The sequence below is a fragment of the Variovorax atrisoli genome (assembly GCF_014195185.1).
GTDB classification, from domain to species: Bacteria; Pseudomonadota; Gammaproteobacteria; order Burkholderiales; family Burkholderiaceae_C; genus Variovorax; species Variovorax atrisoli.
On the sequence record NZ_JACIBG010000004.1, the window covers coordinates 1 to 24,794 of the forward strand.

Annotated in this window: 29 protein-coding genes and 3 tRNA genes; 12 read left to right on the forward strand and 20 right to left on the reverse strand. The window is 67.9% G+C overall.

Annotated elements, in window-relative coordinates; genetic code table 11:
* The 12 genes from FHY06_RS15250 to trpE all read right to left on the reverse strand — a co-directional run.
* The coding region (locus FHY06_RS15250; protein WP_038111923.1) for a GTP-binding protein at positions 1-90 on the reverse strand (90 nt) is incomplete at its 3' end.
* Between the two features lie 73 nt (positions 91-163).
* Positions 164-238, reverse strand: a tRNA-Thr gene (locus FHY06_RS15255).
* Between the two features lie 39 nt (positions 239-277).
* Positions 278-351, reverse strand: a tRNA-Gly gene (locus FHY06_RS15260).
* Positions 352-415: 64 nt separating this feature from the next.
* Positions 416-501 (reverse strand) — tRNA-Tyr (locus FHY06_RS15265).
* Positions 502-610: 109 nt separating this feature from the next.
* Positions 611-1,318: a uracil-DNA glycosylase gene (locus tag FHY06_RS15270; protein WP_184605689.1), complete on the reverse strand. Its 708-nt coding sequence runs from the start codon at positions 1,316-1,318 to the stop codon at positions 611-613.
* Entirely contained in the window at positions 1,315-2,115 is an 801-nt protein-coding gene (gene trpC, locus FHY06_RS15275) for an indole-3-glycerol phosphate synthase TrpC (RefSeq protein ID WP_184605690.1), read from the reverse strand. Before trpC ends, FHY06_RS15270 begins: the two co-directional genes overlap by 4 nt.
* Positions 2,116-2,144: 29 nt before the next feature.
* Entirely contained in the window at positions 2,145-3,167 is a 1,023-nt protein-coding gene (trpD, locus tag FHY06_RS15280; protein ID WP_184605691.1) for an anthranilate phosphoribosyltransferase, read from the reverse strand.
* Between the two features lie 21 nt (positions 3,168-3,188).
* On the reverse strand, positions 3,189-3,854 hold the full coding sequence (locus tag FHY06_RS15285; RefSeq protein ID WP_184605692.1) for a LysE family translocator: 666 nt from the start codon (positions 3,852-3,854) through the stop codon (positions 3,189-3,191).
* Between the two features lie 16 nt (positions 3,855-3,870).
* Positions 3,871-4,929, reverse strand: coding sequence for a low-specificity L-threonine aldolase (ltaE, locus tag FHY06_RS15290; RefSeq protein WP_019655728.1), 1,059 nt, complete (start codon positions 4,927-4,929; stop codon positions 3,871-3,873).
* A gap of 118 nt (positions 4,930-5,047) precedes the next feature.
* A complete protein-coding gene (locus FHY06_RS15295) occupies positions 5,048-5,632 on the reverse strand; it encodes an aminodeoxychorismate/anthranilate synthase component II (RefSeq protein WP_019655727.1) in 585 nt (194 codons plus the stop codon).
* A complete protein-coding gene (locus FHY06_RS15300) occupies positions 5,629-6,021 on the reverse strand; it encodes a GxxExxY protein (RefSeq protein WP_126183909.1) in 393 nt (130 codons plus the stop codon). The genes FHY06_RS15295 and FHY06_RS15300 overlap by 4 nt, the downstream gene beginning before the upstream one ends.
* A complete protein-coding gene (gene trpE, locus FHY06_RS15305; RefSeq protein WP_019655725.1) occupies positions 6,018-7,520 on the reverse strand; it encodes an anthranilate synthase component I in 1,503 nt (500 codons plus the stop codon). Before trpE ends, FHY06_RS15300 begins: the two co-directional genes overlap by 4 nt.
* A 347-nt stretch (positions 7,521-7,867) precedes the next feature.
* Between trpE and FHY06_RS15310 the strand changes: the two genes are divergently transcribed.
* The gene (locus FHY06_RS15310; RefSeq protein WP_126183911.1) at positions 7,868-8,470 is read left to right on the forward strand and encodes a chalcone isomerase family protein; all 603 of its coding nucleotides are present in this window, start codon (positions 7,868-7,870) and stop codon (positions 8,468-8,470) included.
* A gap of 23 nt (positions 8,471-8,493) precedes the next feature.
* Here FHY06_RS15310 and FHY06_RS15315 read toward each other — a convergent pair whose 3' ends face one another.
* On the reverse strand, positions 8,494-9,207 hold the full coding sequence (locus FHY06_RS15315) for a phosphoglycolate phosphatase (protein WP_184605693.1): 714 nt from the start codon (positions 9,205-9,207) through the stop codon (positions 8,494-8,496).
* A gap of 188 nt (positions 9,208-9,395) precedes the next feature.
* On the opposite strand from FHY06_RS15315, the gene FHY06_RS15320 reads away from it, so the two are divergent.
* The 4 genes from FHY06_RS15320 to FHY06_RS15335 all read left to right on the forward strand — a co-directional run bounded on the left by FHY06_RS15320 (position 9,396) and on the right by FHY06_RS15335 (position 11,097).
* Positions 9,396-9,941 carry an Rrf2 family transcriptional regulator gene (locus FHY06_RS15320; protein WP_019655722.1) on the forward strand — a complete coding sequence of 182 codons (546 nt, stop codon included), beginning with the start codon at positions 9,396-9,398 and terminating at the stop codon, positions 9,939-9,941.
* A gap of 32 nt (positions 9,942-9,973) precedes the next feature.
* A complete protein-coding gene (locus tag FHY06_RS15325; RefSeq protein ID WP_184605694.1) occupies positions 9,974-10,324 on the forward strand; it encodes a hypothetical protein in 351 nt (116 codons plus the stop codon).
* Between the two features lie 171 nt (positions 10,325-10,495).
* Positions 10,496-10,651 carry a hypothetical protein gene (locus FHY06_RS15330; protein WP_019655720.1) on the forward strand — a complete coding sequence of 52 codons (156 nt, stop codon included), beginning with the start codon at positions 10,496-10,498 and terminating at the stop codon, positions 10,649-10,651.
* On the forward strand, positions 10,648-11,097 hold the full coding sequence (locus FHY06_RS15335) for a hypothetical protein (protein WP_132752077.1): 450 nt from the start codon (positions 10,648-10,650) through the stop codon (positions 11,095-11,097). Before FHY06_RS15330 ends, FHY06_RS15335 begins: the two co-directional genes overlap by 4 nt.
* 61 nt (positions 11,098-11,158) lie before the next feature.
* Here the strand turns inward: FHY06_RS15335 and FHY06_RS15340 are convergent, their stop codons facing one another.
* Positions 11,159-11,860 (reverse strand): response regulator transcription factor, encoded by a 702-nt coding sequence (locus FHY06_RS15340; RefSeq protein WP_184605695.1) that lies wholly within the window; start codon positions 11,858-11,860, stop codon positions 11,159-11,161.
* A 243-nt stretch (positions 11,861-12,103) separates the two neighbouring features.
* Between FHY06_RS15340 and FHY06_RS15345 the strand changes: the two genes are divergently transcribed.
* Both FHY06_RS15345 and FHY06_RS15350 read left to right on the forward strand, forming a co-directional pair.
* Entirely contained in the window at positions 12,104-13,456 is a 1,353-nt protein-coding gene (locus FHY06_RS15345; protein ID WP_184605696.1) for a DotU family type IV/VI secretion system protein, read from the forward strand.
* A complete protein-coding gene (locus tag FHY06_RS15350; RefSeq protein ID WP_184605697.1) occupies positions 13,453-14,553 on the forward strand; it encodes a type VI secretion system protein in 1,101 nt (366 codons plus the stop codon). The genes FHY06_RS15345 and FHY06_RS15350 overlap by 4 nt, the downstream gene beginning before the upstream one ends.
* Positions 14,554-14,574: 21 nt before the next feature.
* Here the strand turns inward: FHY06_RS15350 and tssJ are convergent, their stop codons facing one another.
* Entirely contained in the window at positions 14,575-15,087 is a 513-nt protein-coding gene (gene tssJ, locus FHY06_RS15355; RefSeq protein WP_184605698.1) for a type VI secretion system lipoprotein TssJ, read from the reverse strand.
* Between the two features lie 71 nt (positions 15,088-15,158).
* On the opposite strand from tssJ, the gene tssA reads away from it, so the two are divergent.
* From tssA to FHY06_RS15380, 5 genes are all read left to right on the forward strand, one after another.
* A complete protein-coding gene (tssA, locus tag FHY06_RS15360) occupies positions 15,159-16,202 on the forward strand; it encodes a type VI secretion system protein TssA (RefSeq protein WP_184605699.1) in 1,044 nt (347 codons plus the stop codon).
* 51 nt (positions 16,203-16,253) lie between these two features.
* On the forward strand, positions 16,254-16,769 hold the full coding sequence (tssB, locus tag FHY06_RS15365; RefSeq protein ID WP_019655714.1) for a type VI secretion system contractile sheath small subunit: 516 nt from the start codon (positions 16,254-16,256) through the stop codon (positions 16,767-16,769).
* Positions 16,770-16,807: 38 nt separating this feature from the next.
* Positions 16,808-18,301, forward strand: a complete 1,494-nt coding sequence (gene tssC, locus FHY06_RS15370) for a type VI secretion system contractile sheath large subunit (protein ID WP_019655713.1) — start codon at positions 16,808-16,810, stop codon at positions 18,299-18,301.
* Between the two features lie 166 nt (positions 18,302-18,467).
* Positions 18,468-18,947: an Hcp family type VI secretion system effector gene (locus FHY06_RS15375; RefSeq protein WP_019655712.1), complete on the forward strand. Its 480-nt coding sequence runs from the start codon at positions 18,468-18,470 to the stop codon at positions 18,945-18,947.
* A gap of 81 nt (positions 18,948-19,028) precedes the next feature.
* On the forward strand, positions 19,029-19,568 hold the full coding sequence (locus FHY06_RS15380; RefSeq protein WP_019655711.1) for a peptidoglycan-binding domain-containing protein: 540 nt from the start codon (positions 19,029-19,031) through the stop codon (positions 19,566-19,568).
* A 120-nt stretch (positions 19,569-19,688) separates the two neighbouring features.
* Here FHY06_RS15380 and FHY06_RS15385 read toward each other — a convergent pair whose 3' ends face one another.
* The 5 genes from FHY06_RS15385 to FHY06_RS15405 all read right to left on the reverse strand — a co-directional run bounded on the left by FHY06_RS15385 (position 19,689) and on the right by FHY06_RS15405 (position 24,783).
* Complete coding sequence (locus FHY06_RS15385) at positions 19,689-20,483, reverse strand: PP2C family protein-serine/threonine phosphatase (RefSeq protein WP_019655710.1); 795 nt, start codon at positions 20,481-20,483, stop codon at positions 19,689-19,691.
* A gap of 118 nt (positions 20,484-20,601) precedes the next feature.
* The gene (tagH, locus tag FHY06_RS15390; protein WP_184605700.1) at positions 20,602-22,341 is read right to left on the reverse strand and encodes a type VI secretion system-associated FHA domain protein TagH; all 1,740 of its coding nucleotides are present in this window, start codon (positions 22,339-22,341) and stop codon (positions 20,602-20,604) included.
* A gap of 89 nt (positions 22,342-22,430) precedes the next feature.
* Positions 22,431-22,577 (reverse strand): hypothetical protein, encoded by a 147-nt coding sequence (locus FHY06_RS15395; RefSeq protein WP_184605701.1) that lies wholly within the window; start codon positions 22,575-22,577, stop codon positions 22,431-22,433.
* 16 nt (positions 22,578-22,593) lie between these two features.
* Positions 22,594-23,886, reverse strand: a complete 1,293-nt coding sequence (locus FHY06_RS15400) for a TIGR02270 family protein (protein WP_311733698.1) — start codon at positions 23,884-23,886, stop codon at positions 22,594-22,596.
* A gap of 12 nt (positions 23,887-23,898) precedes the next feature.
* Positions 23,899-24,783: a beta propeller repeat protein gene (locus tag FHY06_RS15405; RefSeq protein WP_260310457.1), complete on the reverse strand. Its 885-nt coding sequence runs from the start codon at positions 24,781-24,783 to the stop codon at positions 23,899-23,901.
* Between the last annotated feature and the right edge of the window lie 11 nt (positions 24,784-24,794).

Consider the following 24,794-nt stretch of genomic DNA (forward strand, 5'->3'; position numbering starts at 1 on the left):
AGCCGTCAGCGTGGTCTTGCCGTGGTCGACGTGACCGATCGTGCCCACGTTCACGTGCGGCTTGGTGCGGGTGAATTTACCTTTTGCCATTTTTCGACTCCGAAAAAAACGTTTCCAACGTATGCAGATGGGTTGCAGTGCAGCTTTTGCAACCCCCAAAAACTGGTGCCCTTTGCGGGAATCGGACCCGCGACCTCTCCCTTACCAAGGGAGTGCTCTACCACTGAGCCAAAAGGGCTTTGTCTAACCATTCGCTTCCGGCGCCGAACCGGGTCTCTGGAGCGGGAGACGGGAATCGAACCCGCGTCATCAGCTTGGAAGGCTGGGGTTCTACCATTGAACTACTCCCGCATCAGGAGCACTCAAGGCACCCAAAGCGCGATATCCAAACGCTCTTAGAAACCAAATTCATCGCTGGTGGAGAGGGCTGGATTCGAACCAGCGTACTCGTAAGAGGGCAGATTTACAGTCTGCTGCCATTAACCACTCGGCCACCTCTCCGGCGAACCTCGAAATATAGCACGGTTTTGTGACTACCCGGAAATCCATGCATCAACGAAGATGCAGAAAAACCGCTCGAGGCGTTAGCCCACGATTATCGCCTAAGTTTTCACCCCTCCGACCGCTGCGCCTCACGCCAGGCACGTGCTTCGCCGAAATGACCGCAGCCGATGAACGGCACAGGCGGTCGCTGGGCCGAGAGAGGAGACGGATGGTTCGACATTAGCACCTTATGGCGCTTAACGTCGATCAACGCACGCTTACTTTGCGCATGCGAGCCCCACAGCATAAAAACAACAGGTTTGGCACCGTTCGAAACATGCTGGATGACGGCATCTGTCAGCACCTCCCAGCCGCGACCGGAATGGCTCGCCGGCTGCGCCTCCTCTACCGTCAGGCAGGTGTTGAGCAGCAAGACGCCATGCGTAGCCCACTTCACCAGGCTGCCGCCCGGATTCGGAAACGGCGGCGGCGCCGTCCCCAGGTCGCGCTGCAGTTCCTTGAAGATGTTGCGCAGCGAGGGCGGCAGCGCCACGCCCGGCGCCACGGAGAACGCCAGACCCTCGGCCTGCCCGCGGCCGTGATACGGATCCTGGCCCAGGATGACGACGCGCACGTCTTCCGGCGGCGTGAGTTCCAGCGCCCTGAGCGGCTGCGGCGGAAAGATCACCGCGCCCGCGTCGAGCCGCTCGCGCAGGAATGCCTGCAGCTTCTGCCCGACGGCGCTGCCGAAGAACTCGTCGACCAGCGGCTGCCAGCCCGGCGCCACCGGCCAGTCGGCGGGGTCGCTGCTCGACAGCTGATCGGGCCGGCTCATTTGAACAATGCGGCGAGGGCCTCGCCGGGTTCCTTGGCGCGCATGAAGGTTTCGCCGACCAGGAAGGCGTGGACGCCCGCTGCCCGCAGGGTAGCCACGTCCTCGCGCGTGCCGATGCCCGACTCCGTCACCGGCAGGCGATCGGCCGGCAGCCTCGGCAGCAGGCCGATGGTCGCCTGGATCGACACCTCGAAATTGCGCAAGTTGCGGTTGTTGACCCCGATCAGCGCCGTCTTCAGCTTGAGCGCGCGATCGAGCTCGGCCGCATCGTGCACCTCCACCAGCACCGCCATGCCCAGGCCGCGCGCGATGGCTTCGTAGTCCTTCATCTGCGCGTCGTCGAGGCAGGCGGCGATCAGCAGGATCGCGTCGGCGCCCATCGCGCGCGATTCGTACACCTGGTAGGCATCGACGATGAAGTCCTTGCGCAGCACCGGTAGCTCGCACGAGGCGCGCGCCTGCTTGAGATAGTCCACGCCGCCCTGGAAGAACTGCCTGTCGGTCAGCACCGAGAGGCAGGCGGCGCTGATCTGGCCGTCGCCTTCGGCGTAGCTCTGCGCGATGTCGGCGGGAATGAAGTCCGCGCGCAGCACGCCCTTGCTCGGACTGGCTTTCTTGACTTCGGCGATCACCGCGGCTTGTCCGGCGGCGATCTTGGTGCGCAGCGCGCCTTCGAAGTCGCGCGTCAGCACGCGGCTCTCTGCATCGAGGCGCACGGCTTCGAGCGGGGTGCGCTTCAGTGCCGCAGCCACTTCCTGGCGCTTGACGGCAACGATCTTGTCGAGGATGTCGGACATGGCTTCTCGGTTTCCTGTTCTCTTGAAGCTCAGACGGTGGCGGAGGCCTTGACCAGCTCGGCCAGCTTGGCCTTCGCGGCGCCTGATGCGATGGCGGCGCGCGAGCGATCGACGCCCGCCTGCACCGAGTCGACCACGTTCGCCGCATAGAGCGCCGCACCGGCATTCAGCAGCACGATGTCGAGCGCGGGGCCGGCCTGATTGTCGAGCACGCCCAGCAGCATTGCCTTCGACTGCTCGGGCGTCTCCACGCGCAGCGTGCGGTTGCTCGACATCTGGAAACCGAAGTCTTCGGGGTGCAGTTCGTACTCGCGGATCTCGCCGTTCTTCAGCTCACCCACCATGGTGGCCGCGCCGAGCGAGATCTCGTCCATGCCGTCGCGTCCGTAGACCACCACCGCATGCTCCGCGCCGAGGCGCTGCAGCGCGCGCACCTGGATGCCCACGAGGTCGGGGTGGAACACGCCCATCAGGATGTTCGGCGCGCCGGCCGGATTGGTCAGCGGCCCAAGGATGTTGAAGATGGTCTTGATGCCCAGTTCCTTGCGCACCGGCGCCACGTTCTTCATTGCCGGATGGTGGTTCGGGGCGAACATGAAGCCGATGCCGCACTCCTCGATGGAGCGCGCGATCTGCTCGGGCTTGAGGTTGATGTTCACCCCCAGCGACTCCAGCACGTCGGCGCTGCCCGACTTGCTCGACACGCTGCGCCCGCCGTGCTTGCTCACCTTGGCGCCCGCGGCGGCGGCCACGAACATCGAGCAGGTCGAGATGTTGAAGGTGTGGGAGCCATCGCCGCCGGTGCCCACGATGTCGACGAGGTTCGTCGTGTCCCTCACCGGCACCTTGGTCGACACCTCGCGCATCACCTGCGCGGCGGCGGTGATCTCGCCGATGGTCTCCTTCTTCACGCGCAGGCCGGTGATCAGCGCGGCCATCATCACGGGCGAGCACTCGCCGCTCATGATGAGCCGCACGATGTGCAGCATCTCGTCGTGGAAGACCTCGCGGTGCTCGATGGTGCGCTGCAGCGCTTCCTGGGGGGTGATCATGGAAAGTCTCCTCGGAAAGAATCAGCGGCCGACGCGGACCGCGGCGGGCGCGTCGGTGAACGCGAGCTTGAGGCCGAAACCGATGAACAGCACGCCGGCGACACGGTCGAGCCAGTGCATGCCCTTGCGCACCGCGCTGCGGCGAGCCATCCAGCCCGCCGCAAGGGCCCATCCCACGTTGACAGGGATGGCATTGACGTTGAACAGCACGCCCAGCAGCACGAAGGCCAGCGCCTTGTTGTCTGTGCCCGGCGCGATGAACTGAGGCACGAAGGCCAGGAAGAACAGCGCCACCTTCGGGTTGAGCACGTTGGTCCAGAAGCCGCCCAGGAAGATCGCCTTGAGGCTGCGCTCCCCGCCCGCCGCCGCGGCGGCCGCGTCCAGGTCGGCGGGCGGCCCCGCCTTCGACACCAGCATGCGCACGCCCAGGTACAACAGGTAAGCCGCGCCGATGTACTTGAGCACCGTGAAGGCCGCGGCCGACGTCGCCATCAGCGTGCCCACGCCGACGGCGGCGGCGAAGATGTGTACGAAGCAGCCGGCCGTGATGCCGAGCCCGGCCACGATGCCGGCGCGAACGCCACAGCGCAGCGAATTGGTCACGACGTAGAGCACGTCGGGCCCCGGTGTGAGATTCAGCAGCCAGCCGGCGGCGATGAATGCGAGCAGATGGGGAAGGTCGGGCATCGCGCGCTCGCGGTTTTCAGGACTTGAAGAAGGCGCGGATCGCCGCGACGGCCCGGTCGACGCCGGCGGCATCGACATCGAGGTGCGTCACGAAACGCAGCCGGTAGAGCCCCGTCGCAAGGATGCCCTGCGCATTGAGGCTCGCCAGCAGCTCCGCAGAGCGCGACTGCGCGGCGCCGACGAGGTCGACGAACACGATGTTCGTCTGCGGCGCCTCAACCTTCAGTCCCTCGATGCCTTCGAGCCCCTGCGCCAGGCGCTGCGCCAGCGCGTGGTCGTCGGCGAGGCGGTCGACATGGTGGTCGAGCGCGTGCGAGGCCGCCGCCGCCAGCAGGCCGGCCTGCCGCATGCCGCCGCCCGCCATCTTGCGGATGCGGTGCGCGCGGGCGATGAACTCGCGCGAACCGACCAGCGCCGAGCCCACCGGTGCACCCAGCCCCTTGCTGAAGCACACCGACACGCTGTCGAAGCACTGCGCGATGCGGCGGGCTTCCGCGCGGATGTCGCTGTGCCTGTTCAGTGCGGCCTGCGCCGTCGCGGCATTGAAGAGCCGCGCACCGTCGAGGTGGCGCTGCAGTCCCTTGCCCTTGGCAAGGTCGGTCGCGGCCTGCACGTATTCGAAAGGCAGCAGCTTGCCGCCCAGCGTGTTCTCCAGCGCCAGCAGCCGGGTGCGCGCGAAGTGCGCGTCGTCGGGCTTGATGGCCGCCTCGATCTGCGCGAGCGGCAGCGTGCCGTCGCCTGCGTGGTCCAGCGGCTGCGGCTGCACGCTGCCGAACACCGCGGCGCCACCGCCTTCCCAGCGGTAGCAGTGCGCCTGCTGGCCGACGATGTACTCGTCGCCGCGGCCGCAGTGCGACAGGATCGCGCACAGGTTGCTCTGTGTGCCTGTGGGCACGAACAGCGCCGCCTCGAAGCCCAGCATGGCCGCGATCTTCTCCTGCAGCGCGTTCACGCTCGGATCGGTGGCGAAGACGTCGTCGCCCAGGGGTGCCGCCATCATGGCCTCGCGCATCGCGGGCGTGGGTTGCGTGACGGTGTCGCTGCGCAGGTCGACGAGGGAATCGGAGGTGGGCATGTCTTTGGGTCCTTAGTGGGAATACCGCGGAACCGGCTCTGCCGGGCCGCCGGTATCGCTCCCGGCGAGGGGGTTGGCAAAGCGACACGAGGTGCGCGAAGCCTGCAGGAGCGCCATGCTATTCCAGGAAGTTCTTGAGCATGGCGTGGCCATGTTCGGTCAGGATCGATTCCGGATGGAACTGCACGCCCTCGATGCGCACGTCGTGCGCGAAGCCGGTGTGCCGCACGCCCATGATCTCGCCGTCGTCGGTCCAGGCCGTGACAGCCAGTTCCTTCGGGCAGCTCTCGCGCTCGATGGACAGCGAGTGGTAGCGGTTGACGACGAAGCGCCTGGGCAGCCCCGCGAACACGCCTTCCTGCGTGGTCGTGATCTCGCTGGTCTTGCCGTGCATGAGCTGCTGCGCGCGCACGATCCTGCCTCCGAAGGCCGCGCCGATGGCCTGGTGGCCGAGGCACACGCCCAGGATCGGCAGCTTGCCCGCGAAGGCCTCGATGGCAGCCACCGAGACGCCAGCCTCCGCCGGCGAGCACGGCCCCGGCGACACCACCAGCCGCGTCACGCCCGAGCCAATCAGCTCGCCGATCTGCTCCACGGTGATCTCGTCGTTGCGATGCACCTGCACGTCCGCACCCAGCTCGCCGAAGTACTGGACGATGTTGTAGGTGAAGGAATCGTAGTTGTCGATCATCAGCAGTTTCATGGCTTGCTCACAATCCGGTGCACGCCCTTGACGACGGGGAACACGTTGAAGTTGATCAGAAGGCCCAGCTTGAGGCCCGAGAGGCGCAGCGCGGCCTGCACCTGCGCGCGATGCAGGTCGGTCAGCACGTCGACCGCCCTGAGTTCGACGATGACCGATTGCTCGACCACGAAGCCCGCGCGGTACACCTCGCCGAGCGAACGGCCCTTGTAGCTGGCGGACAGCGCCACGTCGCGCGCGAAGCCGATCTCGCGCTCCGCGAGCTCGATGGCCAGCGCCGCGGCGTAGGCCGCTTCATCGAGCCCCGTGCCGAGCACGCGCTGCACCTCGACTGCCGCGCCGATGATCTCGTGCGAGAAGTCGCTCTGGGTATCAGGCAGGGCGCTCATTCCAACCCCTCCTCGACCAGTTCGGCCGCGCGCAGCAGCGCCCGCGCCTTGGCCTCGGTTTCCTTCCACTCCAGCTCGGGCACCGAGTCGGCCACCACGCCGGCCGCGGCCTGCACGTGTAGCATCTGGTCCTTCACGATGCCGGTGCGGATGGCGATGGCCACGTCCATGTCGCCCGCGTAGCTGATGTAGCCGCATGCGCCGCCGTACAGGCCGCGCTTGGTGGGCTCGAGCTCATCGATGAGTTCCATCGCATGCACCTTCGGCGCGCCGGTCAGGGTGCCGGCCGGGAAGGTGGCCTTGAGCACGTCGATGGCGGTCATGCCGTCCTTCAGCGTGCCTTCGACGTTGCTCACGATGTGCATCACGTGGCTGTAGCGTTCGACCGCGAAGGCCTCGGTCACCTTCACGGTGCCGGTCTTGGCGATGCGGCCGATGTCGTTGCGCGCGAGGTCGATCAGCATCACGTGCTCGGCGCGCTCCTTGGGGTCGTTGATCAGCTCGATCTCGGCCGCCTTGTCGAGCTCGAGCGACGCGCCGCGCGGGCGGGTGCCGGCCAGCGGGCGGATGGTGATCTTCTGCTCGCCCTCGCCCGTGTTCTCCTGTCGCACCAGGATCTCGGGCGACGCGCCCACCACGTGGAAGTCGCCGAGGTTGTAGTAGTACATGTAGGGCGAGGGGTTCAGCGAGCGCAGCGCGCGGTACAGCGACAGCGGCGACTCGGTGTAGCGCTTGCTGATGCGCTGGCCCACCTGCACCTGCATGAAGTCGCCGGCGGCGATCATTTCCTTGGCGCGCTCCACCGCCGCGAGGTAGTCGGCCTTGGCGAAGCTGCGCTCGGGCGGGTGCGGCTGCGTCGGCTTCACGACGGGCGCGCTCACCGAGTACTTGAGCTTTTCCTTCAGCTCGCGCAGGCGGCGCTTGCCCGTGGCGTAGGCCTCGGGCTGCTTCGGATCGGCATAGACGATGAGGTACAGCTTGCCCGAGAGGTTGTCGATGACGGCCAGTTCCTCGCACTGCAGCAGCAGGATGTCGGGGCAGCCCAGCGCATCGGGGGGGCAGGACTTCTCGAGCTTGCGCTCGATGTGGCGCACGGTGTCGTAGCCGAAGTAGCCGGCAAGGCCGCCGCAGAAGCGCGGCAGGCCCGGCCGCAGCGCCACCTTGAATCGCTTCTGGTACTCGGCCACGAAGTCGAGCGGATTGCCCTTGACGGTCTCGACCACCTGCCCGTCGGTCACCACTTCGGTGAGGGCCTCGGCGCCGAAGCCGCTGGCGCGAAGCAGCGTGCGCGCCGGCAGCCCGATGAAGCTGTAGCGCCCGAAGCGCTCGCCGCCCACCACCGATTCGAGCAGGAAGCTGTGCTTGCCGCCGCCTTGCGAATGGGCCAGCTTGAGGTAGAGGGAAAGGGGAGTCTCGAGGTCGGCGAAGGCCTCGGCCATCAGCGGAATGCGGTTGTAGCCCTGGGCGCTGAGGCTCTTGAATTCAAGTTCGGTGATCACGGATACGTTCTCCAGTTGCCTGCGGCGCTCCTTCGGCCGACGGCAAGGTCATTCACGGGTGGCCTGGTGCCGGCGAGCATGCCGGTCCTGAGCCGCGGGCGCACGGCGTGCGCCGTGCAATCAAACAGTCAGCGAAGTATGGCGACGCCAGGGCCAGGCTCCCCGGCTGCCTTCACCTGTTTGAATGACGTGATGAACGAACATATGAGCTGCGGAGTTTAGCCCACGAAAACGCCAGGACGCGCAATCGCCCGCATCGGCAGCGCTTCAGGGTTCCCCCGAAGCCGGGCAAGTAGAACAAAAAGATACATTCGAACGATCGTTCGCAAAACTCCAAGGAGACAGCGTTGCCCACCCTTTCGTTCACGACCGTGTTCCCTCGCCTCGCCCTGGCAGCCTGCCTCGCCGTCGCCAGTCTCGGTGCCTCGGCCGCGCAGGTCGACGTGGGCGGCGTCAAGCTCGACGACCAGATGGACCTGCGCGGCAACCCCCTGCTGCTCAACGGCGCGGGCATCCGCTACAAGGCCATCTTCAAGGTCTACGCGGCCGGCCTCTACGTGGGCAGGAAGGTCTCGACCCCCGAGGAAGCGCTGGCCGCACCCGGCCCCAAGCGCGTGTCGATCACGATGCTGCGCGACATCGACGCGAACGAGCTCGGCAAGCTCTTCACCAAGGGCGTGGAGGACAACTCGCCCAAGAGCGAGATGGTCAATCTCATCCCGGGCCTTCTGCGCATGGGCCAGATGTTCGCCGACCAGAAGCAGCTGAAGGCCGGCGACACCTTCACCGTCGACTGGCTTCCCGGCACCGGCACGCTGATCACCGTGCGCGGCGTGCCCCAGCCCGATCCGATCAAGGAGCAGGCCTTCTTCAATGCGCTGCTGCGCATCTGGCTGGGACCGAACCCGGCCGACTGGAAGCTCAAGGACGCACTGCTCGGCAAGCAGTAGGCATCGCAGCGGGCCTGCTGGCGTCAGCGCCCCGTGGCCGGCAACAGCTCGGCCAGCGAATCGACGAAGCCGTCAGCATCCACGCCGCGCACCGGCTCGCCGTGGTTGTAGCCGTAGGTCACCAGGATCACCGGGCAGCCGGCCGCACGCGCGGCGCGCGCGTCGTTGCTCGAGTCGCCGATCATCAGCGTGCGCGCGGGCTCGGTGCCCATCGCCTCGCAGGTCTTCAGCAGCGGCAGCGGATCGGGCTTCTTGCGGTCGAAGGCATCGCCGCCGAACACCAGCTCGAAGAAGCCGTCGAGCCCCTTGTCGGCGAGCAGCGGCTTGGCGAACGAGGTCGGCTTGTTGGTGAGACAGGCCAGGCGCAGGCCCTGCGCGCGCAGCGCCTGCAGCCCCTCGATCACGCCGGGGTACACCGCCGAATGCCGGCCGTTGATGGCAAGGTAGTGATGCTGGTAGCGCTCCCAGGCTCGGTCGAACAGCGCTCGCGCCTTCGCATCGGCCTCGGCTTTGGAGAGGGCCGGAGACAGCACGTGCACGAGCGCCGAATGGATCAGGTGCTCCGAGCCCTTGCCCACCATGGTCTCGATGGCGGCGGGCGCCACATGCCCAAGCGAAAGGTCGTCGAGCATGCGGTTCAGCGAGGCGGCGAAGTCGCCCAGCGTGTCGACCATGGTGCCGTCGAGATCGACGATGGCGGCATCGAAAAGGGCTCGGTCAGGGCGTAGGAAGTTCAAGGCAGGCGCGGGTGGTTGTGGAATCGCCCGACACTTTACAGAGCAGCGCCGGTGCTGCAGCCGCACCCGGCGCCGATGAGGCTTTCAAACTGTTTCAAAACCGTCGCCCGCGCGCCTCGGAAACTTTTCGGGGCTTTTTGCACACCTATGCCCCATCGTTTGAAAAACCCAACAACGAGGAATACTCCATGCGTCTCACGACGAAGGGCGGCTTCGCCTTGACGGCCATGATCGATGTCGCGATGCGCGAGCAGGACGGCCCCGTGCCACTGGCGTCGATCAGCAAGCGCCAACACATTGCCCGCTCGTCGCTCGAACTGCTGTTCAGCAAGCTGCGCCAGCACGCGCTGATCAAGGCAACCCGTGGACCGGGCGGCGGCTACACACTGACGCGCAGGGCGTCCGAGATCACGGTGGCGGACATCCTCGCCTCGGTCGACGGCCAACCGCTGTCCGACGCGGAAGACTCGTCGAGAAAGGGCGAGGCCGGCGGCAAGGGCTGCTATTCCACCGAAGCGCTGTGGGCCTCCGCCAAGCACCATGTGATGGAGTTCCTGGGCTCCGTCACGCTGCAAAGCCTGGTCGAGGACCAGTTGGCCAAGGGCGTGCGCGTGGAACACGAACCTTCGCAGCCGAAGAAGAAGGAAACCCCGTTGAGCCCCGCCGCCTTGCCGCTGCGCGTGAACGCACCCAACTCGGTGTTCGCGTGGAACGGCGTCTTCGCAAAGCGCTGAAGAAGAACGCCCGCCTTCCTTTCTCTCTCCTGATGATTCCCCGCTGGCTCCTGTCTCTGCTGCTCGTGTTCGCAGTGGGCTGCCAGAGCTTCGCCGCGCTGGCCAAGTCGCATGACGCGGCCAGGGCACCGGTCGACGCTGCGGGGCTTCATCATCTGTCGAACATCCACTGCGAGGCCCCCGCGGGGCCGTTCACCACACTCGAAGAACGCTCCCCGGCCACCGACCTCGCGCCGGACCTCTCCGAAATCTGCGGACTTCGCAATGCCACGCTGCACCATGCAAGGTGGCATGACGCATCGCCGCCGCAGGACATCCACGCGCCCCCATCGCGCGTGCCACCGGTTCCCCTGAAGCCGCCACGCACGCGCATCGCCGCGTAGGCGAAGGTGCGGGCCCAGCCGCTCGCGGCCGCCCTCCTTCCTCACCTTCTTTCCCGCAATACGCGACGTCGGGCCGCCGTGCCCGCGCGTCGCGTTCGTCGTCGTCCTGCGCGGCCATGGCCGGCGCGGGCGACGGCGCGTCACGCACCCGATTCCCAAATTCATTAGCTCATGAACGAACTCACCTGGATCATCTTCGGCGCCAGCCTTCTGCTGCTGTATCTCGCCTGGCGCGAACGCCTGGTCTCGAACCATCGCGATGCCGGCCTGCTCGCCGGCGTGGCCGCCTGCACGGGCGTGGCCGGCATCGTCTCGCTGGTGGTATGACGGTGCACGAGGCCAGGCGGCGATGGCGCTGGATCGCGGCCGGGCTCGCCATCGCGGCGATGGCGGGCGCCTGCACCGACGGCTATCCGACCAAGGACGCCCCCACCGCCAGCGACATGAGCGCCGCGGAGCACGTACACGCACTCAACGGCATGCTGCGGCACGAGGCGCGCACCCTGGATGCGAGGATGACGCTGGCGACGCCCTGCATCCTGCGGCTCGCGACCACCGCGCATGGCGGGCGCGAGTCCATCGCCTCGCTGCGGCTGGACACGCTGCAGGTCGCCTTCTCGGCCGAGGAGCGCTACCGGGTGAGCGTGGCCCCGGCCGCCGGCATGCCGGCCGCGCCCGACCATCGCTTCGTGGTGGACGGCTGGCAGGACGCGGTCGCCTTCCGCTCGCACCTGCAGCAGCTGCAGATGGCCTGCGTGGCGTCGAAGAGTTGAGGCAGTGGCGCCTTCCGCAGCCGCGCCGCACGGCGGACGGCATGCGGCAGGCGCGGGCCGATCAGGCCTGCTGCGCCTCGGTCAGCGCCTGGGCGGCCACCACCGCCTCGGTGCGGTTGCGCACGTTGAGTGCGCGGAAGATCGCAGCCAGGTGGATCTTCACGGTGCCTTCGCTGATGCCCAGGCTGCGCCCGATCAGCTTGTTGGGCTTGCCTTGCGACAGCAGCTGGAGCACCTCGACCTGCCGCTCGGTGAGCACGCTGCGCAGGTGCTCCAGCGTCTGGCCGCCGCCGCCGCCGCCGGCAGCGCCGCCACGCACGAGCGACTCGGTGCCCGGCTGCTGCGCCATGCCGGCCACGATGCCCGGCGGCACGGCCGTCAGCATCATCGGCGGCACATACACGCCGCCGGCCAGCACCAGCCGCACGGCCGAGAGCATCACGTCGGGCGAATAGGCCTTGGGAATGAACCCGAGCACGCCGCGCTCGAGCGCGCTGCGCATGATGGCCGGGTCTTCGTAGCCCGACAGCACGATCACCGGCACCGCAGGATGGCGCTGGCGGATCTCGTCGATGTGGGCCTGGCCATCGGCGCCGGGCATGTTGAGGTCGATCAGGGCCAGGTCGAGGTCGTCGGTGGCTCCGGCAAGCAATTCGTCGACGCTCATCGCCAGGACGAATTCGATGCCGGGCTCCAGCTCCGAGAGCTTGGCTTTGACCGCCTCGATGACGAGCCGGTGGTCGTCGGCGATCAGTATTTTCATGATGTCTTTTCCCCGTATCCCAGCGTGCAATGCACCGCAGGCGCAGAAGATACCGGCGAAATCCCCGCGCAGCAAGGCCGGCGGCCCCACCAACGGCATAGACCCCAAGCGATATGGCGCCCGCCGCAAGCCCTTTGAAAGAATGGACGCCTACTCGAAGGAACCGGGGACATGGGCATGTGCCATCGCTGCAGACGCCGGTGCAAGGCATCCTTCGCAACGCATGAATGAGCGGGCCCGTTCATGGCCCGCCTCCTCGACTGTTTCTCCAGCTTCATCTCGTCCGGCCTCGCGCTGGATGCGTCCATCGCCTCCGGCGCGCCCCTGCTGCCGCACGACGCGGCGCAGCAGCGGGCCCGCCGGCTGCTCGACGCGGCACGCGCGGGCGCCGAGACCGCCGGCACGCCCGCCGCGCAGATCGAGTCGGCCTCCTTCGCGATGGTCGCCTGGATCGACGAGATCCTCGCGCGCCATCCGGACGCCGCCGGCACCACGGGCACCTCGGGCGCTGGGGGCACCGCGGCCGCGCTGCAGGTGCAGCTCTTCAACTCCAACAACGCGCACAGCGAGTTCTTCCATCACCTCTCGGCGCTGGGCCCCGGGGACGATGCGGTGCGCGAGGTGTACTGGCACGCGCTGGCGCTCGGCTTCAAGGGCCAGTACTACTTCGAGGAAGGCGACCACGGCGAACTCGGCAAGCTGAAGGATCTGCACGGCCGCCAGCTGCTGCTTCGCCCGCTGTCGACCGGCAGCCTGCTGCAGGACCACATCACGCCACAGCCCTACGAGGTGCCGGACCCGCGCGGACCCAACGACACGCGCCGGCGCGACCGCACCCTGCTGCTCGGCGCCGCCGCCCTGGCCCTCGCGCTACCGCTGCTGTACCTGACGTGGCTGTGGCCCGGCCGCCCTCCGGCTGCAGACACAGGCCTGGCGCAGCGCATCGAGCAGCACCTGCAGACCTTCGCCTGCGCCGACCTCACGGCCAGCATCGACCCCGAAGGCGGCACGCGGATCACCGGCTTCGTCTCGCAGCCAGGCGACCTGCCGCGCGTCGAGAGCGAGGTGAGCGCCCTGTCCGGCGTGGGATCGCCGCGCTTCGACATCGGCCTGCGCGTATGGCCGCACTGCGAGGTGTTCGCTATCCTCAAGCCCTACCAGGTGCGCAACGCGGAGAAGTCATACGGCCTGGACGTGGGCTCCCCCACCGCCCATGAAGGCCGCCTGCGCGAGGGCGACAACGTGCGCGTGCAGGTGACCGCGCCGCGGCACGACAGCTACATCTGGGTCGACTACTACACGGCCGACGGCTCCGTCATGCACCTCAACGCCGGGCAGGCGCCCACGCGGCTGCGCGCGGGCGAGACGCTGGAGCTGGGCCGCGACATTCCTTCCAGCTGGCTCGTGAGCCCGCCCTTCGGCAGCGTGCTGATCACCGTGCTCTCGTCGCCCACGCCCCTCACCGAGACCGCCGACAGGCCCCCCTTCGAGCTCGCCTCCGCCTACCTGCTGCGGCTGCGCGAATCGCTCGCGGCCAGCAAGAACAGTGACCGGCTCATCGCCGACTTCGTCTTCCTGGAGACCGTCTCGCGATGAATGCCCTGCTCCTTTCGCCCGCCCACCGCTTCTGGCTGCTGCTGTCGCTGTGCCTGCTGGGCTTCGGCCTGTTGTACGCGGTGGTGCGCGACGCCGGCCGCGGCGCGCGGCGGCGCGGGCTGCAGAAGCGCCTCGCGGCCATGGGCGAGCCTACGGCCGACGCGGGCGCGCCGGCGATCGCCATCGACACGCTCAAGGAAGGCATGGCGCAGGCACAGCAGGCGATGCGCCGCACGCCATGTGCAAGGCCTCCCGTTCCGTGGCTGCTCTTCTTCGGCGACGCATCCGCCAACCTTCGCGGGCTGCTGGAGACCGCGCACGCCGAGCGCGCGGATGACGCATCCCAGGCCGCCTGGTGGCACTGGTGGCTGACCCGACGGCTGGTGGCCATCGAGATCGATCCGGGCGCGGTCGGGGACACCGCAGATACGCCACGGCAGTCGCGCAGCCTGTGGCTGCACTCGCTTCTGGCACTTGCTGAGCGACGAGATCGCTTGCCGCTCAACGGCCTCGTGGTGGCGGTGGCAGCCGGCGAACTGCTCGATGCCGAAGCCTCGCAGCTCAAGTCGCTCGCCGAGCGAACGCGTCGCCTGCTCGACGAAGCCAGCGACGGCCTCCGGCTGCTGATGCCCACCTATCTCGTCGTGACCGGGCTCGAACGGCTTGCGGGCTACGCGACCTTGCGCGGCGCCCTGCCGCCAGAGGTGCTCGCACAGGCGCTGGGACATCGGCTGACCGATCCTTCCGCCTTCATCGAGACTCCTGCGGGCGAGCGGCTCGACGCCGTGTTCGAGCCCATCGCGCAGCAGCTGCACGCGCTGCGCATGTCGCTGTTGCGCGAGCAGCCGGGGCCCACCGGACGGCTCGCGATCCATGAGTTCGTGGAAGCGGTCCGCGCCCTGCAGCCGGGGCTGCGCGAGTTCGCGCAGGTACTGTTCGAGAACCACGGCAAGGGGCTGCAGCGCGCGCCGCGCTGGCGCGGCCTCTATCTCACGGCATCCGCATCGGATGCGGCCGGCGGAGCCTTCGTGCACGACCTCTTCGAGCATTTCCTTCCGGTCGACCAGCCCCTGGTGCGTCCCGGAAGGCCCTCCTGAGCGGGAGCGATAGAGAAGGCGTTACTTCGAGTCGATGCGCATCGCGCGCGCGCCGAGAGTGACGTCCAGCGACTGCGCCTTGCCGGTGACCACCGGACGCACCTCGCGCCAGCGCGCGCGGTCGAGATCGCGATAGGCCGCCATCACGCCCATCGACTTCGCGTCGGGCGGCAGGTTGAAGTCGAGCTTCTTCGTCTCGCCGGGCCGCAGCAGCACTTCCTCGCGTTGCACCAGTTCCGCGCCGAGCGTGGCCTGGTCCTTCTCGAAGAGCGAGAAGAAGTCGGCGCCTTCGAACGGGCCGGGCGACTTCAATGCATATACGCGCACCGTGAGCGGCGATGCGCGGCCGCGCGCATCGGGGTTGGCGTCCGCACCTGCCGTGAGCGTGACGGCCACGGTGGTGACCACGGGCTTCGCCGCGCAGCCCGCAAGCAGAAGACCGGCTCCAGCAAGGCCAAGAACGGCGATGTGGCGCCGCGTTGCTGCGGCAAGGAAGCCCTCATAGGACGAATGGTGTGTACCCAGCGTGCGCATGCTATTCCCTTCGTTGCATTGACCGGTCAAGACGCATCTTTGATTATCACCAGCGAACTCCGATAGGCAACATGCTGACCAACGAACTCGCTGCAACACTGCTCGCGCCCATCGGCGATGCATCGCCTTGCGGCGACGATCTCGAGTACGACGCGGACTTCATGGCGCTGGTCGCGGATGCGCAGGGCAAGCCCGAGCAGCAGTTCGGCGACACGGTGATCCCCGCAGTCGAGCCCGAGTGGCGCGAGGTGGGCGAGAAGGCCGAGAACATCCTTCGCCGCAGCAAGGACGTGCGCGCCGCCGTGCTGCTGCTGCGCGCGTCCACCCGCATGCAGGGCGTGCAGGGCTTCGCCGCCGGGCTGCGGCTGCTCAATGCATTGCTCGACACCTTCTGGGACGGCATACATCCAAAGCTGGATGCCGACGACGACAACGACCCGACGATGCGCCTGAACGCGCTCGCGCCGCTGACCGACGAGGCCACGGGCCTGCGCGACCTCTACGAGGCGCAGGTCGGCAATGCGCGCGGCGTGGGTCCGATTCGCGTGCGCGACATCGCCATCGCGCACAACGCGCTCACCGCCGTGGGCGGCGAGGCCACCTATTCGATGGCGCAGGTGCAGGGCGGGCTGGAGGCGATACAGGCCGAGCGGCCCGATGCCGTCGCGGCCGCGCTCGAGGTGCCTGCGCTGGTGGAGCAGCTGAGGAAGCTCATCGCCGAGCGCACCGGCCGCACCGATGCCGTCGACCTCGACCCGCTGCGCTCCATCGCGCGCGTGCTGCAGAAGGCATGCGCCTCCGCCAGCGGATCGACTGCCGATGGCGCCGCCGCGCAGGACGCGGGCGCGGGCGCCGAAGACACGCAGGCCGGCGGCACGGCATCCGTACGCCCTGCCGCGGCGCGCGGCGAGATCCAGAGCCGCCAGGACGCGGTGCAGATGCTCGACCGGGTGATCCGCTACCTGGAGCAGGCCGAGCCCGGCAATCCGGCGCCGCTGCTGATCGAGCGCGCCAAGAAGCTCATCGGCGTGAGCTTCCTCGAGATCATGGCCAACCTCGCGCCGAACGCGATGGACACCATCGAAACGGTCACGGGCCGACGTCCTTCCGAATAAGCCCCGACCACCCCGCATCCGTCCCCATTCACACCCGCAAGGAGCATCTCCATGGCCAAGAGCAGTCAGAAATTCATCGCCCGCAACCGGGCGCCCCGGGTCCAGATCGAGTACGACGTGGAGCTCTACGGGGCCGAGAAGAAGGTGCAGCTGCCCTTCGTCATGGGCGTGCTGGCGGACCTCTCCGGCAAGCCGGCCGATCCGCTCGCGCCGGTGGCCGACCGCAAGTTCCTGGAGATCGACGTCGACAACTTCGACTCGCGCATGAAGGCCATGAAGCCGCGCGCGGCCTTCGCGGTGGAGAACTCGCTCACCGGCGAGGGCGACCTGAAGGTGGAGCTCACCTTCGAGAACATGGACGACTTCTCGCCCGCCGCGGTGGCGCGCAAGGTCGGCGCGCTCAACAAGCTGCTGGAGGCGCGCACGCAGCTGTCGAACCTCGTCACCTACATGGACGGCAAGGGCGGCGCAGAGGAACTGCTGGCCAAGGTGCTCGAGGACCCGGCCCTGCTGCAGACGCTGGCCGCGAGCAAGAAACCCGAGGACGGCGGCGCACCCGCTGCCTGATTCCGACAACCATCAGAGCACACGAGGAGTAGATCACCATGGCCGAAGCACTCGAACAGAGCGCGCTGAAAGACGTCGAATATGCGGGCAGCGACTTTTCCTCGCTGCTGCAGAAGGAATTCAAGCCGCGCAGCGACGAAGCCAAGAGCGCCGTCGAAGCCGCCGTGCTCACGCTGGCGCAGCAGGCGCTGGCCAACAGCACCGTCATCGGCAAGGACGTGACCAAGTCGATCCAGGCCATGATCGCCGCGATCGACGCCAAGCTCACCGACCAGGTCAACAAGATCATCCACCACCCCGACTACCAGAAGCTCGAGAGTGCGTGGCGCGGCCTGCACTACATGGTGAACAACACCGAGACCGACGAGAACCTCAAGATCCGGGTGATGGACATCTCCAAGCAGGAGCTGGCCAAGAACCTCAAGAAGTTCAAGGGCGCGGCCTGGGACCAGAGCCCGATGTTCAAGAAGATCTACGAGCAGGAGTACGGCCAGTTCGGCGGCGAGCCCTTCGGCGCGCTGGTGGGCGACTACCACTTCGACCAGAGCCCGCCCGACGTGGAACTGCTCGGCGAAATGGCCAAGATCGCCGCGGCCGCGCATGCGCCCTTCATCACCGGCGCGAGCCCGAACCTGATGCAGATGGAGTCTTGGCAGGAGCTCGCGAACCCGCGCGACCTGACCAAGATCTTCTCCACGCCCGAGTACGCCGCTTGGCGCTCGCTGCGCGAGTCGGACGATTCCAAGTACCTCGGCCTGTGCATGCCGCGCTTCCTGGCGCGCACGCCCTATGGCGCCAACACCAATCCGGTGGAGGAGTTCGACTTCGAGGAAGACACCGCCGGCGCCGACCACAACAAGTATTCGTGGGCCAACGCTGCCTACGCGATGGCGACCAACATCAACCGCTCGTACAAGCTCTACGGCTGGGGCTCGCGCATCCGCGGCATCGAGTCGGGCGGCGCGGTGGAGAACCTGCCGCTGCACACCTTCCCGAGCGACGACGGCGGCGTGGACCAGAAGTGCCCCACCGAGATCGCCATCAGCGACCGCCGCGAGGCCGAGCTCTCGAAGGCGGGGCTGCTGTCGATGATCCACCGCAAGAACTCCGACTTCGCGGCCTTCATCGGCGCGCAGTCGCTGAACAAGCCCGCCGAGTACGACGACCCCGACGCCACCGCCAACGCCAACCTGGCGGCGCGCCTGCCCTACCTGTTCGCCTGCAACCGCTTCGCGCACTACCTCAAGTGCATCGTGCGGGACAAGATCGGCAGCTTCAAGGAGCGCGAGGACATGCAGCGCTGGCTCAACAAGTGGATCATGAACTACGTGGACGGCGACCCCGCCAACTCCTCGGAGATCACCAAGGCCCAGAAGCCGCTGGCCGCCGCCGAGGTGATCGTGGAGGAAGTGGAAGGCAACCCGGGCTACTACACCTCCAAGTTCTTCCTGCGCCCGCACTACCAGCTCGAGGGACTCACGGTCTCGCTGCGCCTGGTGTCGAAGCTGCCCTCGGCCAAGGGCGGCGCGTGAAGGCCTGAAAAAACGGGCCGGACTTTCTTGAAATTCCGGCTCCCGTTTCGTTCTATCCACAGCTGCCGGGGACCGGCCCCGCCGACAAGCCACCGGCAGCACAAGCATCCGTCTCGATCATCAACAGCAACTGCCCGAACGCAATCGGGTTCCAAGGAGTAGGAACATGTCTTCTGACTTTCACATCAAGCTCGACGGCGTCAAGGGCGAGTCTTCCCACAAGGACCACAAGGACGAGATCGAGATCTCGTCGTGGACCTGGAACGTCAGCAACGCCTCGGGCGCCGGCTCGGGCGGCGGCTCGGGCAAGGGCAAGGCCACGCCGGGAGAGTTCCACTTCACGCACACCTACGACAAGGCCTCCCCCGTGCTGGCCAAGAACTGCGTGAGCGGCAAGCACTTCAAGGACCTGGTCCTGACCTGCCGCAAGTCGGGCGAAGGCCAGCAGGAGTACCTGAAGGTCACGCTCAAGGAAGTCTTCATCGCCATGGTCGGCCCCGGCGGCGCGCAAGGCGGCGACGTGCAGGAACAGGTCTCCTGCTCGTTCAAGGACATCGAGTTCGCCTACAAGGCCCAGGACGACAAGGGCGCCGCCGGCGGCGAAGTCAAGTTCGGCTGGAACGTGGCCACCACCGAGACCCGCTGACGGACGACGGACCCGCGGGGCACGGCATCGGGCGCGCCTGTGCCCGATGCGGTTTCCATGCGTCCTCACCGGAGCAATGCAATGGCATTCAGCACCCCACTCATCGGCAAGAGCGGCGATCTGCTCACCGCCTACAACATCGACTGGTCGGTCGGCAGGATCGGCTCCAACACGCGTGAAGACGTGATGCTGGTGCAGGCGCTGTTCAAGATCTTCTACTACGAGCTGCTCGGCTTCAACCACGACCTGGACCCGCCCCCGGGCCAGACCGAGGTGATCGTCGTGGACGGCTACTACGGCCCGATCACGCAGAAGCACATCACGCACTTCCAGGCGCAGGCGATCGCGCTCGGACAGAAGGTGCTGCCGGACGGCATCTTCGATCCGTTCCGTGCGCCCGGCGCATCCAGCACGCTGAGCAAGTCGCGCTACGCGCTCGACCTGCTCAACAACGGCTGTGCCAACTGCTGCAAGGAACAGGGCATCGACAACTACACGAACCTGCCCAACCGCGCGGACATGCCCCTGCTGCTGCGCAGCGCGCTGAAGAAGGTCAAGAAGACGGCGAGCAAGTACACCTACGTCGCGCCGCAGACGGTGCCGACCACGGGCGGCGCCTGAACGAAGGACCGAAGGAACAGCCGCACCGGCTGATGCAGAAAGGGCCCGGCGCGATCGCTGCGGGCCCTTTTCCTTTCTGCGCTGGCTTGCCGGCTTCTTTCGCTGCGCAGGCGAGAGGATTCAGGAATCCGTCGGCATCGCGTTCTCCGGCATCAACCGTGTCACGTCGTCCTCGTCGTCCTCGATCACCCACAGCGTGAGCGCCGTGTAGTTGTCGTGGCCCGGCTTGGCATTCGCCTTGACCTGCGCGTCGATCAGCTCGGTCCACTGGCTGGGCGTGCGCGAGGCATGCAGCGTGTCGATCAGGCACTCATCGCCCAGCGGCTCCCACACGCCGTCGCTGCACAGCAGCAGCACGTCGCCCGGCAGCAGGCGCATGCGCTCGGACACGGCGATCTCGGGCTCCTCCTCGATCGAGCCCAACGCCGACAGCAGCATGTTGCGCTGCGGATGCAGCCGCGCGCCCTCCTCGTCGAGCATGCCGCCGGCCACCATCTGCTGCACGAGGCTGTGGTCGGTGGTGCGCGCCACGATGGCGCCGCCGCGGAACAGGTAGGCGCGGCTGTCGCCGCTGTGCACCCAGGCGAGCGCCTGGCTTTCGAGGTCGATGGCCGCGAAGACGATGGTCGAGCGCATGCCCGCGAGCTTGCCGCCCTCGGCCTGGCGCGCGACCACGTCGCGGTTGGCCTGCTCCACCAGGCCGCGCAGCGTGGCTTCGTCGAGCCCCGGCGCGACCGAGAAGCCGCCGAGCATGCTGGCGCGCGCGGTGGCCGCTGCCACGTCGCCGCCGCCATGGCCGCCGGCGCCGTCGGCCACCAGGCAGGCGACGTAGCGCTCGTCGTGCCAATGGCCATGCACGTCCTCGTTGTAGGTGCGGCCCCCCTGGCGGGAGAGCGTGACGATTTCAATTTCCAAGCGGGGTGCCTCGCGGGTGCTGCGGTGGTTGTTGTGCCGTCGTTCGTGCTGCGTGCGTGACTGCCTGCCGTTGCCCTTGCTGTTGCTGCTTGTGCGCCTGTTCCTGTGGCCGGGCGGGTCAGGCGTCGGACTTCAGGCGCGCCATCTGCTCCTCGTAGGCATCGAGGAAGGCCTTGCCGAAGAGGCTGTGGAAGTCGTCTTCCGCCTCGCTCGCGATGCCGCCGTACAGCGACACGAACTGGTCCCACAGCTTGGCCTTGCGGTTGGCGCTGAAGAGCGCGTCGAGCGCGGTCTTCGCGCTGATCTTCTTCTCCAGCTCCGCCGGCTCGAAGCGCGCGATGACATGGGCCAGCGCCGCGCGCATGCCCACCATCACGCCGAACTGGTGCGCGCGCAGGTCGTTGAAGGCATCGCGCATCGCGGCCTCGGGCGGCATGAAGCCGCGCACGCCGGGGCCCAGCAGGTGCGCCAGCGCCACCTCGACCGTGGGCGAGAACTTCAGCGGGTTGTTGGCCTGCGCCGCGATCATCGTGACCTCGGCGCGCACCTCGCGCTTGAACTCCTGGCGCGTGAGCAGCAACTGCAGCGTGCCTTCGGTGGCGCTGCGCAGCATCGAGCCGATGCGCTCCATCAGGCCCGGCGTGAGCATCTCGGGCGGCTGATGCGTGCTTGCGAGGCCACGCAGGAAGGCCGCGAGCAGTTCGTCGTCGCTGGCCATGCGCTCGGGCGGCGGCTGCTGCGCGACCGAGCGGGCAACGGGTGCCGGAGCGGGAGGCTTCAAAGGCTCCAGCGGCCTGCCGGAGCCCTCCGGGCCACTGATGCGGATCGGCTGCCCGGTCATGTCGTCGAACTGCGGCAGCGGCGGCGGTGCGGGCATGGGCGCAGGTGACGGTAACGGTGCGGGCGTCATCACCGGCGGCGGCGCAGGCGGTCTCGGCGGCTCGACCGCCTTGGGCGGCGTGAAGCCGAACTGGTCGATGGGCAGATGGTCGGGGCGCGGCGTGGGCGTGGGAGGCGCAGCCTGCTGCAGGGCCGCCAGCGGATCGGCGTTGGACGCGGTGTTCGGCTGCAGCAGCGGATCGGCCAGCGGCGACAGCGCGAGCGGATCGCCGCCGATGCCGCCGCCACCGCCCATGCCGCCGAAAAGCTCGTCGATGTTCGCCGCCTTCCCGTTCGCAGGCGGCGCACCGAGATCGGAGAAATCGTCGAGCGCGCCGAGGCCCGCCGCCGGCGTCGACGACGGCGCGGGCCCGAGCAGGTTGGCGAAGGGGTCGACCTGCGCGGCCTGCACGTTGCGCGAGCCGCTTTCCATCGGATCGGGAAAGAGCAGCGAATCGGGCAGCGCGGCCGCGGGAGATGCCGCGGCCGGCCTGGAGGGCGCGGCCGGTGCGGCCGGCGCAGGTGGAGGCGCAAGGCCGGCGAGCAGGTCCGCAAAGGGATCGTCGCTCGACGGCGCAGCACCCGAAGGCGCACCCGAGGACGCGCCGAGCACCGTCTCGGGAATGGCCAGCGCGGGCTGCGGCGCGGCACCGGCAGCCGGTGCCGCTGCCGTCACGCGCACCGTGAGTTCGAAGCTGCCCACCACCAGCCGCGCGCCATCGGTCAGCGCCGCCTCCTTGCCCGAGCCCAGCGACACGCCGTTGCACTGCATCGGGTTGCTGCCCCGGTCGATGACGAAGTACTGCCCGTCGCGGCACAGCACCTGCGCATGCACCCGCGACACCGTGCGGTCGGGATCGTCGAGCACCAGCGTGTTGGTATCGGCCCGCCCGATGGTGCCGCCATTGGGGCCGAAGTCCGCGGCGATGGACTGCCCCGCCGGAGCGCCTTGCCGGGTGATGACAGCGATGTGGATCATGAATCGGCCCCCGAAGGCTCTGTGCCTGAATGCGCCCGAACAAACTCGCAGGGAGTATTCATTCCGTGGGGCATGTTGGCAATCTCGCCTTAAGAGGTATGCCATTGCAGCCAGGCTGCGACGGCGGTGAAGATGGCGGCGATGAGGAGCCAGGTGCGGGTGGCGGGGCCGGGGCGCACGAGCGCCGCGGCGAACAACACGGCGGCCAGCGCGGCGAGGATGAACTTCGCGCCCATGTGCGATGCGGCAGCGTCAGTTGTCCTGCGTCTGCGCTATCCAGCGCAACTGCCGCCACGCGGGCGCTTGCGTAGGAAAGAGCTTGCTGCCGGGCCGCAAGAGGCACAGGTGCTCTGCTGCCGCGATACGCTGCCGCTGGAAGCCGCTGCCCAGCACGCCAACGCAATGCGCCCATGACGGCAGCCCCCCCATGAAGTAGCGCTGTCCGGGCTGGAAGCGCTCAGCGTTCGCACGCCACCAATCGCCCAGCTTCGCGGGATCGGGCCACGGCAGGCCGTCGTCCTCGTCCATCGAGACGTCGTCGTGCGCGGGATCGTCGTCGGGACCGGATTCGAAGTCCTGCGGCGGCCTGCATTCGAGATCGAGCCAGGCGAGATCCAGTCCCGTGATGGTGCTGAAGGCTTCGCCCGCGATACGTGCCAAGCCAGGATCGTCCATCAACGAGAGGAGCCACGGCACGATGCGTGGGTCGCCCAGGGCACCCGCGCCGCGCACCGCGTCGCGCAGGCGCGCAGGCTTGCCGCGCATGTCGGCCAGCAGCGGCGCGGCCTGCTCGGCCGTCGCGAGCTTGAACAGCAGCGACAGCGCCTGCAGGCTCTGCGGCGTACCCGGCACCAACGCGGCGTCGAGCAGCGCGCGCACCGGCCGGTGGCGTTCGCCCAGCAGCACGGCCGAACGGGCGGCCCAGAAGCGGCAAGCGGGATCGTTGTCGGCGGTTGCCGCCAGGCATGCGGCAACGAGGTCGATGCGGCCGCATTCACCGGCGGCACGCAGCGCCTGCGCGCGCAGCGTCGCATCGCTGTCCACCACGGCTTCAGCCAACATCGGGCCGGGGTCGACCATGTGGGAATCGCAGGCCGCGATGGCGGTGCTGCGGCGGAACGCCAGAGGCGAATCGAGCAGGTCTTTCGCGAGCCCGCGCAACGAATGGGCGGCCGCCCAGCCGACGGCCAGCGCGCTGGCCTCACGCACCGCCGGCAGCGCCTCGGCCAGTGCCAGCAGGCGGTCGAGCCGGGGAAGATCGTGATTGACGACGGCCAGCACCGTGGCGGCGAACACCTCGCCGCGCCCGGCGTTGCCCAGCGCCGCATCGCAGGCCCTGCTGCCGGCTTCGCCCGCGACAGCCAGGCCGTCGAGGTGGGCCGCGAGCCGGTCGTCCAGACGGCGCAGATGGTGCAGCCGGGCATGCGCAGAGCCGGCTAGAAAGAAGCGCTGATTGCACAGCAGCGCCGACTCCTCGGCATGCCGCATCACGACCAGCCCGACCGGCATGGCAGCGTAGCGAGGAATGGCGTCGGCTGTTTTCACGCAACGGCCCCGTCAGTCGTACTTGCGCCAAGTGGTGCCGTCGAACGACGCCACGTCGGCCTTGCCGACCGACCACATCACGCCCTGTGCCACCGAGAGGTTGTAGCAACTCACGGGCCCCATCGCGCCGAAGTCGACCGGCACCAGGCGATTGGCGTCGAGCGTGTAAAGCCCCGACATGGTGGCCACATAGAGCTCGTCGCGAAACCAGCACAGGTCCCACAGGTCGGCATCGACCTCGTCTTCCCATGCCACGGGCGCCCACGCATCGCCGCGTCCCTTGACGAGTACGCCGCCCTGCCCCGCGACATATACCAGGCCGTCGCCCGCGCAGCAGACGGCCGAGAGGATCACGTTGGTGGGGCTGCCGCACCGGGTCCACGCGGTGCCGTCGTGGCGCCAGATCTCGCCGGCCCAGCCGGCCGCATAGATCTCGTTCCAGCCGTAGCCGTCGATCGCCTCGAAACCGAACACCTCCGTCTGGCCGGCGCGCGGCGCGCTCATGTCTAACCACTGCCCTTCGCCGATACGCCGGAACACCTGGCGCTTGCTGCCGCAGACAAAGACCTCGCCGCCGATCTCGCGCGCATGGCGGACCATGACGGGCCGCGGATCGATGGCTTCGTCTTCGCGCCGACCGCCCACGTAGGTGCTGACCTCGCCGTCCTCGCCGACGAGCACGACCTTCTCAGCCGGCGACTTCGCCACCGCGATGGCCGTGGCGTTCCAGGTGGTGTTGAAGGCGTCGCCCCAGTTGCCCTTGTAGAGGCCGACCAGGCTGACGTGCGCGATGTCCTGCTCGATGAGCGTTTTCATCTGGCTGATGACGTACACGAGGTCCGCCATGCGGGCCGCGCCCCTGACGAACTCGCGTGAAATGGAAACCTTCTCCGGCATATGGAACTCCT

What these genes read in the sequence shown, in the direction of transcription:
- FHY06_RS15270 (WP_184605689.1), bottom strand. Translation starts at nt 1,318, where the DNA reads ATGAGCCGGCCCGATCAGCTGTCGAGCAGCGACCCCGCCGACTGGCCG.
- trpC (WP_184605690.1), bottom strand. Translation starts at nt 2,115, where the DNA reads ATGTCCGACATCCTCGACAAGATCGTTGCCGTCAAGCGCCAGGAAGTG.
- trpD (WP_184605691.1), bottom strand. Translation starts at nt 3,167, where the DNA reads ATGATCACCCCCCAGGAAGCGCTGCAGCGCACCATCGAGCACCGCGAG.
- FHY06_RS15285 (WP_184605692.1), bottom strand. Translation starts at nt 3,854, where the DNA reads ATGCCCGACCTTCCCCATCTGCTCGCATTCATCGCCGCCGGCTGGCTG.
- ltaE (WP_019655728.1), bottom strand. Translation starts at nt 4,929, where the DNA reads ATGCCCACCTCCGATTCCCTCGTCGACCTGCGCAGCGACACCGTCACG.
- FHY06_RS15295 (WP_019655727.1), bottom strand. Translation starts at nt 5,632, where the DNA reads ATGAAACTGCTGATGATCGACAACTACGATTCCTTCACCTACAACATC.
- FHY06_RS15300 (WP_126183909.1), bottom strand. Translation starts at nt 6,021, where the DNA reads ATGAGCGCCCTGCCTGATACCCAGAGCGACTTCTCGCACGAGATCATC.
- FHY06_RS15320 (WP_019655722.1), top strand. Translation starts at nt 9,396, where the DNA reads ATGCGTCTCACGACGAAGGGCGGCTTCGCCTTGACGGCCATGATCGAT.
- FHY06_RS15325 (WP_184605694.1), top strand. Translation starts at nt 9,974, where the DNA reads ATGATTCCCCGCTGGCTCCTGTCTCTGCTGCTCGTGTTCGCAGTGGGC.
- FHY06_RS15330 (WP_019655720.1), top strand. Translation starts at nt 10,496, where the DNA reads ATGAACGAACTCACCTGGATCATCTTCGGCGCCAGCCTTCTGCTGCTG.
- FHY06_RS15335 (WP_132752077.1), top strand. Translation starts at nt 10,648, where the DNA reads ATGACGGTGCACGAGGCCAGGCGGCGATGGCGCTGGATCGCGGCCGGG.
- FHY06_RS15340 (WP_184605695.1), bottom strand. Translation starts at nt 11,860, where the DNA reads ATGAAAATACTGATCGCCGACGACCACCGGCTCGTCATCGAGGCGGTC.
- FHY06_RS15345 (WP_184605696.1), top strand. Translation starts at nt 12,104, where the DNA reads ATGGCCCGCCTCCTCGACTGTTTCTCCAGCTTCATCTCGTCCGGCCTC.
- FHY06_RS15350 (WP_184605697.1), top strand. Translation starts at nt 13,453, where the DNA reads ATGAATGCCCTGCTCCTTTCGCCCGCCCACCGCTTCTGGCTGCTGCTG.
- tssJ (WP_184605698.1), bottom strand. Translation starts at nt 15,087, where the DNA reads ATGCGCACGCTGGGTACACACCATTCGTCCTATGAGGGCTTCCTTGCC.
- tssA (WP_184605699.1), top strand. Translation starts at nt 15,159, where the DNA reads ATGCTGACCAACGAACTCGCTGCAACACTGCTCGCGCCCATCGGCGAT.
- tssB (WP_019655714.1), top strand. Translation starts at nt 16,254, where the DNA reads ATGGCCAAGAGCAGTCAGAAATTCATCGCCCGCAACCGGGCGCCCCGG.
- tssC (WP_019655713.1), top strand. Translation starts at nt 16,808, where the DNA reads ATGGCCGAAGCACTCGAACAGAGCGCGCTGAAAGACGTCGAATATGCG.
- FHY06_RS15375 (WP_019655712.1), top strand. Translation starts at nt 18,468, where the DNA reads ATGTCTTCTGACTTTCACATCAAGCTCGACGGCGTCAAGGGCGAGTCT.
- FHY06_RS15380 (WP_019655711.1), top strand. Translation starts at nt 19,029, where the DNA reads ATGGCATTCAGCACCCCACTCATCGGCAAGAGCGGCGATCTGCTCACC.
- tagH (WP_184605700.1), bottom strand. Translation starts at nt 22,341, where the DNA reads ATGATCCACATCGCTGTCATCACCCGGCAAGGCGCTCCGGCGGGGCAG.
- FHY06_RS15395 (WP_184605701.1), bottom strand. Translation starts at nt 22,577, where the DNA reads ATGGGCGCGAAGTTCATCCTCGCCGCGCTGGCCGCCGTGTTGTTCGCC.
- FHY06_RS15405 (WP_260310457.1), bottom strand. Translation starts at nt 24,783, where the DNA reads ATGCCGGAGAAGGTTTCCATTTCACGCGAGTTCGTCAGGGGCGCGGCC.